Raw genomic sequence first — 12,543 nt, 5'->3', positions numbered from 1 at the left:
GAAGTCTATTTGACCGCCGTAGGTATTGAATCGCCACTCCCACTTAACCCCTTCGATTACGTCACCCCTTCGATTACGTCGTTTGTGTAATTTAGGAATGCTGGTTTAATTTCACTCACTGGAATTGAACGGACGATCCGTCTTATAGTAAGAATAATAACAATTGCAAGTAAAACATACCAGATAGGGATATCAAAAGTTAGTATGCTTACAAGCCAGTTCCATATTGCTTGTAAGGATTTCAAAAATGAAAGTGATCTCGTATATGCGACAATCGGTGTAGTTATTGCCAGTGTGATAAATGCCGTTGTTGTTCCTGCTACAATAGGGTGCTTAAAGAAATTCCTCAACTACCGTACCTCCTAAGATAAAAGCTTGTGCATTTATTTATCGCTATGATCTCTGATGATCATAGCAGTAGATGCGTCCATTAAAGCGTTTGGGATTCGCTAGACAATAATCCTTTACCTTGTTGGTAACAGGCTTACCGCATCTTGCACAAATGAATAGATCATCGTCTTGTTTACGAGTATCATGAAGATGTTCAGTAGCATTTTCATCAATCTGCTCTGTTTCCTTAACAGTGATAGTCTGTGCTGCATTGATATTCGCCATCTGCTCGATCAAAATCTCTCTATCCCATAGCTTAACCCCAAGACGTTTGGCTCCGTCACGTGCTTGCTCTGTAAAGCCACTGTTGGTCACGACCCATGCTTCATGGCAGCTATATACATCTTTGCTCGTGTAGGCTTGCTGTATCGCTTCATAGCCTACGTTCTTCTTCCAGCGCTTCGCTTGAATGACAACCTTCTTAGTAGTTGAAATTAATATAAGGTCAGCTCCATAGTCTCCCTTGCCGCCAGTACGCTTAACCTGCCAGCCTTTACGCTTAAAGAACTGCTCAAGATAGCGTTCGAACATCGTACCACTCATTTTATCAATCTCTTGGATATTGGCTTTCTTTAGCTTCTCTTGAACGTAGTAAATGCGAAAACCAATGCTCGTAGTAAGGACTAAGATGATGACAACCAGAAGGGGATTCAGCCAAGCACCGCCAATTGATGCTCCATAATTGCTAAAGGTGATGTTAAAGGCTAATAGAAATGCACAGCCAACTGCGAGCTGCATTGCCAGATCAACAAATGTAGGTTCTTTCTTACGTCTGCGTGCCAAAATCTGTACCTCGATTCTGTTGGAATATGTTAGGATGTACTTAGGTCATTATAACTAGTAAATACATATACGAGAAGCATCTTTTCGCCAGTTATAAATAGCTATATTAAGAGGAAGGTTCTAAGGTAGTATTTAATTACTATATTAAGACAAAGTAAGAATAACTCAGTTGTAAGATTAGATAATAAAAGGGGGATGACAGGATGGATGCAGAGGTAATCAAAGTGGGTGTGGAAATATTTGAAAGAAACATAGAGAGAATTGTAACAGGAGTTTTTAAATTATCTAGAGATGGTTTAAATAGAGGTGAAGTTAATAGTGGTAAAGCATTTCAAGAATATTTAACTAACGCCTATTCGAAATATAGTAAAGTAAAAACATTACTCTATAATAAGGAAGCAGAGTTCTTAAAAAAATTCTATATAAGCCAGAGTTTATGTTTTAAGGAGAATGTAATTGCTTCTGATAGGATAGATAATATTTTAAGAATTGGGAAGTGCCTTTTGATTACTGGAGCAGGTGGTATGGGGAAAACATCTTTTCTTAAGAATATGTTCTTGAATGTCTTTTCAGAAAGTGATCGAATACCATTGTTTGTGGAACTTAGGGATATAAATGGTACAGAAATGAGTTTGCTAGATACTATTTATAAATCTCTTTTTAAACTGGGTTTTAATTTAACCCAAGATTATCTTCATAGAGCTTTAGAGTTAGGTAAGTTTATATTGTTTTTTGATGGATTTGATGAAGTTGATCTAAATAAGCGCGATAAAATGAAATCGGAATTAATCGATTTAACTGACTTATATAACGAGAACTATTACATCGTATCATCAAGAAAAAGTACAGAGTTTAGTGGTTGGACAAACTTTAGAGAGTTAGATATAAACGGATTGACACTTGCACAAGCAAAAATGATGATTGAAAAATTAGAGTATGACAAACAAACAAAAGAAGCATTCTTGATTGCGTTAGATGAAAATTTATATGAAGATCATTTGTCCTTTGCTTCGAACCCATTGTTATTAACGATAATGTTTTTAACTTATAACCAATATGCAGAAATACCAGAAAAGAAGTATGAATTTTATGAAGCTGCCTTTGAGGTGCTATACTCCAAACACGATGCTACTAAAGGCTTTAAAAGAGAAAAGTATACGAACTTGTCTTCAACAGAGTTTAAAAAAATATTGAATTATGTTTCGTTATCTAGCTATCTAGATAATGCAATTGAATTTAATAGCACTACATTAATCGAGTATATTTCTTTTGCTAAGAACATTGAAGAACTCACGTTTGATGAGGACGGATATAAAGAAGATTTAGTGAAATCAGTATGTATTTTTATTGAAGAGGGCTTTAGTTATAAATATTCTCATAGATCATTTCAAGAGTATTTCACTGCAAAGTGCATTGCAAGTTTAGATGATGATAGTAGAATGGGAATTCTAGAAAAAATCTTTGAGGAAAAGCCGCATAGTATAGAGCAGGATATGGTTTTTGTCACGTTGTTTGATATGAATCGTGCAATTCTCGAACGTAGTTTGTTTATTAAACTACTTGATAATCTGTTTTCAAGAATAGAGGCTCCTACAAAAGAAGAAAAGCTTTATAATTTCAACCAACTACATTTTAGTTCATTTGAGCTTGATTATGGACTCATGGATGAAGAGGGGGTAGAAGATGAGTCAAATGCTATTGCATTTTCGTTTACAGTAGAAGGTTTGAAATATCGTATGCTTTTTGATTTTTTAATCAATAATTACTCTAAAATAATAAAATTACCTGAGAAAGGGGAGTACCACAGAGAAGCGGTAGATGTCAGCATTATTAAACAGTATCATGAGAGCACTGAAGAAGAGATACAAATGGGTTGTTTCAAAGTGACTTTAGACACGGCTAAATCTATCCCTGAGTTATTTGAAATTGTATTAAGAAGATCGAGACATTTATCTTGGCAACTAGAGTGTATAGAACAGATTTATGAAAAAATTAAAAGTTCTATTGAAAATAGTAAATCTCTGCGTAATTTATTGCTGGAAAAGAAGAATAAATAGGTGACTCGGTCGGTTGTAAAGTATTAATAGAATGGTCGTTAGAAACGATATGAACGACACTCGATAACAAAAATCTAAAGACATAACTTTCCGTATAATCCCTTTAAGAATTTTATCTATGCCAGTCATTTGCCTACAAAAAGGTTAGATGTGTTCAATAAGTTATTTCATTCTAGAATGGATGAATTGTCGAGTATGTTGTTTATGATTGAATGAATTATGCAGGCCCCTCATACGAGGGGCCTGTTCTATTCCTCCGAACGCGATGTGTTACATATAGCGTTAAACTTCTAACGGACTTCTTTAAAAAGTAGACAACGACTTTTCAGAAACGGAATTAGGGAAGTTCATCGTTGTAGTGCTTACATAAAACCATAATTTTATCTAACCTTTAACAAACAAATTATCTGATTAATAGTCCTTTTCAACAGGAGTATTCAGATCAGTGAGCATTTTCACTATATACGAGTATTCCTCCTCGTCGAAAGGTTCATTATGCTCTAAATATAGGTCTTCACCATTTGCATTTATGTAAGATAAGAATGCTTCTTCGAACATAACATTATAATGTTTATTCGAACGCTTGATTTCTTTGAATGTGAGAGAATTGTAGCCAATATGCTGCCTGACGGTTTTAATGTTTGAAAAGTATGATCTCATTCCATCATACGCGTAAATTATAGCGATCTTATTAGAAAGTCCAAATGCCAGAACAACAAACATGTCCATATATCCTAGTAAATCAGATTGAGATAGGATTTCGTTTGCGATTTCTCTGTCTACATAGTGGTTCTTAACTACATCAACTACAGCGGGGAGCATCTTTGTTTCTTTCATAATAGCTTGATGTATAGTTGAATATAATTCAGTGCGTTTGTAGGCCTCAATATTTTCTGAACCAATATATTTTACAACAAATTCTTCGGTATAAGGTTCAGTCAATGTATCCCCAGCTCGCATATAGATTTCTTCATCCATCAATAAAACTGGAAAAGGGTCAATTGCAAGACGGAGAATTGAGACAGCACCAATACACCTTTCTAGAAGATAGATAAACTCATCATGATAAGGAGTCATGTCTTTGTATTTGTTCAACGGATGATTCCTTGAAACATAAAAGGTATTAAACCCCAACTTATGTACAAGTTTGTTGAGTCTTTCCTTTACCTCTTGAAGTTCTTCGAAGTAACTGGCCATATTGTTCCTTATGTCTGCGAAAGTTCTAGCGTTTTTATTTAAGAACTTTATCATTCCATTGAACATTGGGAAATCACTTTGTGCTCGCCACTTCATCAACGCTTCTTCTCGCTTATCTCCTTCTAATTCCATAAGATAAACAATTGATGTTGATACCTCAATAGATTGTCGTAAAGAGTAATACGCACAATCAAAGTAGCCAAACTCATATACACGAATTGCGTTGGCAATTAACTGAACAGCCTCATGTATAAAAGTATTTGCAATTTGAGCATCCATCCGCCCTGTCCAACTACCTTCAATATTGAATAGGTCACGATGGTATAGTTCCTTGTTTGGTAATTGGTATGGAGTAAGGTTCTGATTTTCTCTGTGATTAATTACAACTTGCATGTGTTTACTCCTCCTTGATTGAAATCTTACAAATAATTATTTAGGGTAGTGTACATTAGGAATGAAGGATGTATTTTCTAGGATTTTAGAAGGGATATTGTCTGTTTGTGTTGAAAGTAGAAGAATAACGAGAAGGAGTGTCAAATAATGATGAAACTTCAGAAAATAGCAATTCCCTTATTGGGCGCAGCACTACTTATAAGTACCACTAGTGTAGATGCGGAATCGGTGATTAAAACTATTAAAGCCCAAATAAATTATGGAATCACATTGGTGCTAAACGGAAAGCAGTTCGCGCTAAGAGATTCAAAAGGAAACGAGCTAAAACCAATTATATATGATGGCACGGCATACGTGCCATTGAAAGCGTTAGGAGAAGCTTTAGATACTGCTGTGACTTATGATGGTGTAAAAAAACAAATAGTAATTGGTGAGAAATCTGAGTATACAGACTTAATCAAGGCAAAGGCGTTTAATGAATATGAATCCCCTACGGAATATCAATATAGAACGTTTGACCCTGGAGTACTGACCGTCAATGGAACTACATATAAGAGTGGCTACGTATTGTACTTTTCGAGTGCATATTCGGATAGATCATTTCAGTTGAATCTGCTTAATAGCTACACAACACTTAAATTCAATATTGCTGTTGCAAATGAAACTAATGAGTTTAAGGTATCCGTAGTAGATAAATCCAACACTGTTATGCGAGAAACTACCGTTACAGGTGGAGAAGCATCAACGATGGAGGTTCCAGTTGGAGGACTAGATCGAGTGTATGTAGTTGTTCATCCCGTAAGTGGTAAGTATGACCCCAAAGTGAAAGTGGTCATAGGTGATATTGTAGCAAAGTAAGTACTGATTTCCAACATTGGTTATAAGAATTTATCCATTTAATGAAGATAATTTGAGACATATCTAGGGAGAAATAATTTCTATGAACACGCAGGAGTTAGTGCTTAAATATTACAAAGAGGACTTGTCAGCTTATCGCTTGATTTACAGTAAGATGGTAACGACGTATCTCTTCTTGACTGGAATCCCTGTATTCTGTATTGGAATTTATTTTTTCATTAGAAATCCCAATGTTAGCAATAATGACTTGTGGGGAGTTGCTTGCGTAATTTACTTTTATATGTTTACGCTTCTTCTTGATTCTGGTGCGAAAAAATATGTGCGAAAAAACTTTCACGATAGTACAAAGACAATTTCTCCACTCGGTTATGCAATAAAGGCAGAACAGAAAAGATTATTGAAGATTGAGCTTAAAAATTCGGGCTACAAGAGTTCTGAAAACGTGGATGATCTTATTAATATGTATGATAACAAGAACGAAAAGTCTAAATTAGAACGATTATTGCCTTTCTCCATTCTTGTATTGTTTTGGTTGCCAATCTGGAATGAGTATGTTGGATTTAGATTTAGTGGATTGTTAAGAGAGATTCAAGACAAAAGTGTCTATACTGAAGCGTTCAATTTAGTATGGAGGCTCATGGCTATCGGTGCGGTGTTATGGTTGTTTGTGTTCTTAGTTGTAAAAATGATTCGACTTATCTTTCTTAACAGTAATAATAGAGTTGAAAATCTGTGTGACATACTAAAAGAAATTTCCCATGAGCTTAAAAAAGTTGGGAAATAGAATCATTTTAATCAGTTGGAAGATCATTAAATCGCTTTGTATAATAAGAACGTTTATGAGTTTTAGTGTACCTTCTTCTACACAAGTTATATTATGCAGAGAAAGAGCCGAATCCCATTTACAACATGCGGATATCGGCTCTTTCATTTATGAGGATGGATACTTAAAGCGGAATTGAGTTTTTTGTAAGTCGATTAAGCATTAAGGTATGAATAATTATTCATAAAAAAAAGTAGATGATAGGCGTCATATGATTATTATAATGTCGCCAAATTGGGGTTTGGCGACATAGCTTCATCGGAGAACAATGCTTTCGGATTGTTTTGAATATACATGCACATGGTTGTATAAGTATTCGAGAATGTATGTTAGAAGTTATTGAGATGAAGAATGCTAGTAAGCTTTCTAGTAATGGTTATAAGAACCATAAAAGAAGAACCAGTAATGTGTGCCAAATGTAAATCGACGCAAATCACTGCTGGTAATAAGGGATTTGGTCTAGGTAAAGCTGCAACTGGAGGAATATTACTAGGACCTGTAGGGTTGCTTGGCGGAGTAATAGGTAGCAAAAAAGTAATAGTAACATGTTTGAAGTGCGGTCACCGATGGGAAGCTGGTAAAGCATAATCCTTAAAAAATCAAGTGTTTTGGGAGTTAGTATACGACCAGCCAATTTGTATAGGCAAAGCAGCCACATCTTAATGGCTGCTCTGCTTTTTTTGTTCCTCCGACCGCCGCGTGTTACTTCTAACGGACTTGCCAACGAAAAACATAACAAGGACATAGACTTTTAAAGCAACAAAAAGTCAAAGAGCATACTGTTTAGAATATGGAACTAATACCTTCTTTAGCAAAGAACCTACAGTAGATACATTGAAATGGAAATTTCAATAAATATCATTCTTTAAAGAGGTATTGGTGGAATAAGATACGAACTTATTATCTGTTAAGGGACGTGCAGGTGAGACAAAAGTAGCCTACCACTTCATAGAGTGGTAGGCTACTTTGTTGTATTAGGGACTTCAGAACTCATTTTCCCTTTTTTTTCTTTTCAATCTTTGGAGTTTTATTTACTTTGACAGGTATACCTAACGGATCAGCCACTAGCATAATATTGTTTAATATGCCATTTACTGAATCAACAAGATACTTTACATTTTCATCTTTAAATTTTTCTTCATGTTGGGTTACTCTTTTCATTGGGTCGCCAATTAAAAAACCACTATAAGTCATTTGCATTATGTAGCCTACTTCTGCGGTTCTCTTTAATAAAGTATCCCTTACTTCAACAAATGGTTCATATGTCAAAGAAAATCTACTTAATGTTCTTTTTTCGCCTTCTTCAATACCTTTGCGATATTCTATTTCCTTTATCGAATTAAACTCTTCTGTAAGTTTGTATTCTTGAACACCATCTTTTATTTGTGTTTCTATTGTCGCACTGGTCTCTAGATGCGCTATTTTTTTAATATTGTCATATCGGTTTTCATTTTGATATTTATTGTAGAAGGATGAAACAATGAATCCGACAATAAAACTAATGATAATACATAAAACAGATACAGTTAATGACATGCTAATTTTACTCCTTTGAATTTTTTATTTGTGTATCACTATATTTTATTCTGCAAGATTTTTCATTTTCCTTCATTAATCATAGAGCGGATATTCTCATAAACGAATGTTTGTGAGACATTATTAAACAAGAGTCGGTTCTTTCATATTTATAGCGGATTTTTGTCTCAAAACTCTTCTCTTTATCAAAAGCAAAAAAGACTGGACAAGTTAGCTTTTGAGATGTACAGTCTGGGCTGCACTTACGATAAGGAGGGAAATGTATGGCAAAAGTCGGCTATTCACGTGTGAGTACACTCGATCAATCGCTTGATCTACAAATTGATGCGCTCAACAAGGAAGGATGCATCAAGATATACCAAGAGAAGGCTTCGGGTAAGAACGATGATCGTGAGGAGTTAGCCAAGGCTCTTGATTATCTACGTGAGGGCGATGCGTTGGTCGTATACAAATTGGATAGATTAGCTCGTTCGACAAAGAAACTTATCGAGTTGAGTGAGCTGCTAGAGCAACGTGGTATTGAGTTGATCTCGATTCGTGATAACATTGATACAACTAGTGCGGTTGGCAAGGCTATGTTCAGGATGTTAGCCGTAATTGCAGAGCTTGAACGAGACATCATAAGCGAACGGACAATGGCAGGATTGGAAGCAGCTAGAGCAAGAGGACGAAAAGGTGGAAGACCTGCAGCTGACGTTAAGAAGGTTGCTCAAGCGATCAAGCTCTACGAAAGTAGGCAATACACGCTGAAAGAGATAACAGAGCTTACTGGCATCTCTCGTCCAACGCTATACAGGGAATTGGGCAAGAGGATTGAACAACAAGAGAAGTCTTCCTAGAGGGTTTAGGGAAGGCTTCTTTGTTTTGTATAGGGGTACGGGCATAGTAATTACTTTTTTCGAGTAATAAATTGTATAAACAGGGTCTGTGTACATCCGACCAGCGACCTTCGATTATAAACAAGGAGTGATCTTGAGATGGAGGATTATTGGTTTCACGTTCTTGAAAACCTAAATGCTGAGGAGCTAGGTGTACTTCGTATTCTTTTAGAAAATGATGCGATTGCCAAAATAAAGAGTATGTCTAATCCTCAACTACAAGAAGAATGTTGCTTGTCTGAGTCACGATACAGAACCACGATATCAAGGTTAAACGCAATGAAGTTTATTGAGGTGACTGCGGGTACAAAAGAACATACGGTGTTTATTAATAGTTATGGTCGAAAGGCCGTGTATCATTTTAAAGATGAAAGTTTATAGGTAATGAAGCAATCTTAAGTGGCAATGAAGAAGCTACTGGCTTGTAAAAATCAGCAGGAGGAGCGTAGGATTGAAACGCTGCTGCTAGATTTGTTCAATTAATAAACTAAAGAACCAGTGCAGATGAAGATGCACTGGTTCCAACTATTTTTTAAATATCTCAAACAAGATGGTCTTTGCTTTAGCCAATTGTTTGTTGTCGAGATTTATAAGTAGTTCCTCGATTTCATCGACTTGCTTAGCTTTAGCGGCGAGCTTTCTTTCAGAACGAAGATCAATAAAGAATTCATAAAGTTCAACATTAAGAGCGTTGGCTATCTTCTCCAGATTTCGAATTGACACATTATTTTCAGCTCTCTCAATCCCACCGATATAAGAGAACGTAAAGCCACATTCTTCACCTAATTTTTCTTGGGAAAGCCCCTTTGCTTTACGTATCTCTCGAATACGTTTTCCTACTTTTGTTAAAGCATCATTCACTGGCTACACCCCTTTTAATGAAAAGTGTAGACAAGTACAGGATGATACTACACACGGACATATTAGTCATAATAACATTACTTTTGATACATATATTAGTCACTATGTGCTAAAATGAATAGATGGAATGGTCTAAACTGGAAGATGGAGGTTTTTCATTTGAAGAAGTTAATTCTGTTGGTATTGATTGTGGTAACCCTAGGGGGATGTTCTGAAGGAGCAAAAGAGAGACCTGAAGAAATAAGTCAAGATGTATGGGATGCTGCTATCCAATACACGCTGATGATTGATATGCGGGATGCTGAAACTGGGGAAAATATTCTAAGTTTAAGTGAACAGGCTGCTTTATCAGGAAAGCTTAGTGCCATGAGAGAGTCTTCAAAGTTGTCATCTGAGGAGAAGGAAATAATCGGGTACGTTGATGATTTAGCAATGCAAAAACTATGCCAAGAGTTGGATGGGAAGGATTGTGCATCTCGTAGAAGTTATAAAGAAACTATGAAAATTATATCTACTACATTTGGAAATGAAGCATTACACCCTAAAAACTTTCGAGTTGATTCACTAGTCAAACTTAGACAAGAAACGGCTGAGAATCAAGGGAGTGGAGAAGAGACTGAATCTCTAACGAAAGTTGAAAAATATATGAAGAGTAATAACATTTCATTGACTGCAAAAGATGTTCAATTTGATATGGTAAACAACTTAGATAAAAACTTTGTATTGGCAGGTACTGCCGAACTGGATGACTATTATAATTACGGCTTTGACAGTGACATGGAAGCGGACTACTTTTGTGTAAGGGTAACTCCTGAAGATGGTTCATATTCCGATAGGTGGTATTTGTACTTCCATAGAGACAGCTTCAACGCCTTGTTCGAGAAACTTAAACAAGGGAATGTGAATGTAATTACAACAGCCGTAATTCCAGAGTTTAGATTTGAAAAGAATCAAGGGCTTATGGCGCAAGTTGTCAGAGTTGAATACTATTAAGGAAAAGGAGAAAAGAGTACGCGGCGCTTTCTTGAATATTTGAACCAAGTTCCCAAAATAAAATGTATACTTCTCAAGAATGTAAAAATACGGTACAATGTTCATAGCGAGAAGCACTCGCAAACAATGAGGAGGATTCCTCTTTGTTTGCTGAGTGCTTTTTTGTATTCCGAGTATAAAGGGAGAGTATATTTTATGAATGAAACTGTAATCGTGGAAACAAACCAGCAACTTGAAGTTTGTATAGGGAATAGTGTTGAAGTTGAGGTCTGGTTTCAGGGAGAGCTTGACTTGGTTTCTAAGGTGATAAGCTATAACGAGAATGTAGTTACGTTTGCAGAGGGTCACTATCTGAAGGGGAATGTAGTATTGCGAGTAGGAAAGAGTACTCTATTACTCTCATGAAAATTATGTTCGAAGTATTATTAATAAAAAGAGTTTGGACGAGCATTACGTCCAAACTCTTTTTATTACCTATTTTATAAACGTGTTACAGGCAATGAATACGGGTCATGACGGATCAATGTCGACCGGGCATGCCAATAGCGCTCGGGATATGCTGTCCCGGCTGGAGACGATGGCACTCGGAGCTGCAGCACTGCCGCTGCCTGTCATCCGCCAGCAGATTGCTTCGGGCATCGACATCATTGTGCATTTGGCACGGCTTCGGGATCGTACGCGGCGCATGACGGAGATTTGCGAGGTCATTGGCATGAAAGATGGCGAAGTCGAGCTTTCGCCGCTTTATCAATTCGTAGAGCGCGGCGAGCAAGCGGGCAAGGTTATCGGTGGTTTGGAGCCGACGGGACGTTCGCTGCTGCGAGATCACAAGTGGCGGATGGCAGGCATGGGCACGCTGCCTGACAGCGACAGTGTTCAAGGAGGAGCGGATGAAACCGATGGCATCTGTTACCGTTAAGCAGCAGAAGGCGAAGCGAAGTAGCGGGCGGAAGATTCCTTTTCACGAGATAGCGGTTTGGTTGGGGTGGAGCTTTCAGAAGTCGCAGCAGCAACAGCAGATGACGGATTACACCTCGTATGAGCTGTCTTCTAAACAGTTTTTTGGCTCGATGGCTGTTGGTATTGGGTTTGCGTTTGTGCTGTTCTATGAATTCTATCAGTCACTTGCTGCGGCGATTATTCTCGCTGCTGTTGGCGTCATACTGCCTCGCTTCTATCGGGCAAGCTTGCTTGCCAAGCGGCGGGATCGGTTGCAATTGCAGTTCAAAGATGCGCTCTACAGCGTCACATCCTCGCTTGCTGCCGGGCGTTCGGTGGAGAATGCATTCGTCGCGGCAGAGGCGGATCTGCAGCTGCTTTATCCTGGCGGGTCCGCGGATATCGTAAGAGAATTCGCAGCCATTCGTTATCGGATGATGAACGGCGACACGCTGGAGAACGGGCTGCGGCAGTTCGCTGATCGCGCGAGGCTCGAAGATTTGACGCAGTTCGTAGATGTGTTCTCTACATGCAAACGGACGGGCGGCGATCTTGTGGAGGTAATTAGGCGCACAGCCCAAGTGATTGGCGAGAAGCTGGATACGCATCAAGAGATCACGGTCATGATGGCGCAAAAGAAGTTTGAATCTCGCATCATCATTATCGCTCCGTTTGTATTCGTAGCGGGGTTGAATCTGATGTCGCCTGATTACATGATGCCGCTTTATAACGGACTGCTGGGTTATCTATTGCTGACAGGATTGATGATCGGGTTCGCTGGTTGTGGTGTGCTGATTAACAAAATCATGACCATACGGATGTAACGGTCGCTAGT

The 12,543-nt window shown here is 37.7% G+C and carries 13 protein-coding genes; 8 read left to right on the top strand and 5 right to left on the bottom strand.

What is annotated here, in order from left to right; all coding sequences use genetic code 11:
- Positions 1–56: 56 nt before the first annotated feature.
- Together DFQ01_RS14180 and DFQ01_RS14175 are read right to left on the bottom strand one after the other, a co-directional pair.
- Positions 57–350, bottom strand: a complete 294-nt coding sequence (locus DFQ01_RS14180) for a hypothetical protein (RefSeq protein WP_110044541.1) — start codon at positions 348–350, stop codon at positions 57–59.
- A 43-nt stretch (positions 351–393) separates the two neighbouring features.
- The gene (locus tag DFQ01_RS14175) at positions 394–1,173 is read right to left on the bottom strand and encodes a restriction endonuclease (protein ID WP_110044540.1); all 780 of its coding nucleotides are present in this window, start codon (positions 1,171–1,173) and stop codon (positions 394–396) included.
- A gap of 203 nt (positions 1,174–1,376) precedes the next feature.
- Here DFQ01_RS14175 and DFQ01_RS14170 point away from each other — a divergent pair, with 203 nt between their 5' ends.
- Positions 1,377–3,230 (top strand): NACHT domain-containing protein, encoded by a 1,854-nt coding sequence (locus DFQ01_RS14170; RefSeq protein WP_110044539.1) that lies wholly within the window; start codon positions 1,377–1,379, stop codon positions 3,228–3,230.
- Positions 3,231–3,641: 411 nt separating this feature from the next.
- On the opposite strand, the gene DFQ01_RS14165 is transcribed toward DFQ01_RS14170, so the two are convergent.
- A complete protein-coding gene (locus DFQ01_RS14165) occupies positions 3,642–4,820 on the bottom strand; it encodes a teicoplanin resistance protein VanZ (protein ID WP_110044538.1) in 1,179 nt (392 codons plus the stop codon).
- Positions 4,821–4,967: 147 nt separating this feature from the next.
- Between DFQ01_RS14165 and DFQ01_RS14160 the strand changes: the two genes are divergently transcribed.
- Positions 4,968–5,678: a stalk domain-containing protein gene (locus DFQ01_RS14160; RefSeq protein WP_110044537.1), complete on the top strand. Its 711-nt coding sequence runs from the start codon at positions 4,968–4,970 to the stop codon at positions 5,676–5,678.
- Between the two features lie 82 nt (positions 5,679–5,760).
- Positions 5,761–6,462: a hypothetical protein gene (locus tag DFQ01_RS14155; protein ID WP_110044536.1), complete on the top strand. Its 702-nt coding sequence runs from the start codon at positions 5,761–5,763 to the stop codon at positions 6,460–6,462.
- A 1,029-nt stretch (positions 6,463–7,491) separates the two neighbouring features.
- Here DFQ01_RS14155 and DFQ01_RS14145 read toward each other — a convergent pair.
- Complete coding sequence (locus DFQ01_RS14145; protein WP_110044534.1) at positions 7,492–8,037, bottom strand: hypothetical protein; 546 nt, start codon at positions 8,035–8,037, stop codon at positions 7,492–7,494.
- Between the two features lie 263 nt (positions 8,038–8,300).
- Here DFQ01_RS14145 and DFQ01_RS14140 point away from each other — a divergent pair, with 263 nt between their 5' ends.
- Positions 8,301–8,876 (top strand): recombinase family protein, encoded by a 576-nt coding sequence (locus DFQ01_RS14140; RefSeq protein WP_110044533.1) that lies wholly within the window; start codon positions 8,301–8,303, stop codon positions 8,874–8,876.
- A 138-nt stretch (positions 8,877–9,014) separates the two neighbouring features.
- Positions 9,015–9,296, top strand: a complete 282-nt coding sequence (locus DFQ01_RS14135) for a hypothetical protein (RefSeq protein ID WP_110044532.1) — start codon at positions 9,015–9,017, stop codon at positions 9,294–9,296.
- A gap of 144 nt (positions 9,297–9,440) precedes the next feature.
- Here the strand turns inward: DFQ01_RS14135 and DFQ01_RS14130 are convergent, their stop codons facing one another.
- Positions 9,441–9,776 carry a helix-turn-helix domain-containing protein gene (locus DFQ01_RS14130; RefSeq protein ID WP_110044531.1) on the bottom strand — a complete coding sequence of 112 codons (336 nt, stop codon included), beginning with the start codon at positions 9,774–9,776 and terminating at the stop codon, positions 9,441–9,443.
- A gap of 159 nt (positions 9,777–9,935) precedes the next feature.
- On the opposite strand from DFQ01_RS14130, the gene DFQ01_RS14125 reads away from it, so the two are divergent.
- From DFQ01_RS14125 to DFQ01_RS14110, 3 genes are all read left to right on the top strand, one after another.
- Positions 9,936–10,769 carry a hypothetical protein gene (locus tag DFQ01_RS14125; RefSeq protein ID WP_110044530.1) on the top strand — a complete coding sequence of 278 codons (834 nt, stop codon included), beginning with the start codon at positions 9,936–9,938 and terminating at the stop codon, positions 10,767–10,769.
- 499 nt (positions 10,770–11,268) lie between these two features.
- Positions 11,269–11,688 carry an ATPase, T2SS/T4P/T4SS family gene (locus tag DFQ01_RS14115; protein ID WP_425452394.1) on the top strand — a complete coding sequence of 140 codons (420 nt, stop codon included), beginning with the start codon at positions 11,269–11,271 and terminating at the stop codon, positions 11,686–11,688.
- Entirely contained in the window at positions 11,660–12,532 is an 873-nt protein-coding gene (locus tag DFQ01_RS14110) for a type II secretion system F family protein (protein ID WP_245946679.1), read from the top strand. Before DFQ01_RS14115 ends, DFQ01_RS14110 begins: the two co-directional genes overlap by 29 nt.
- Positions 12,533–12,543 lie beyond the last annotated feature (11 nt).

Origin of the sequence: Paenibacillus cellulosilyticus, from assembly GCF_003182255.1 — a bacterium.
In the GTDB taxonomy this organism is placed as follows: Bacteria; Bacillota; Bacilli; order Paenibacillales; family Paenibacillaceae; genus Paenibacillus_T; species Paenibacillus_T cellulosilyticus.
The sequence above is the reverse complement of the archived record's forward strand: the minus strand, read 5'-3'. Positions and strand labels throughout refer to the sequence as shown.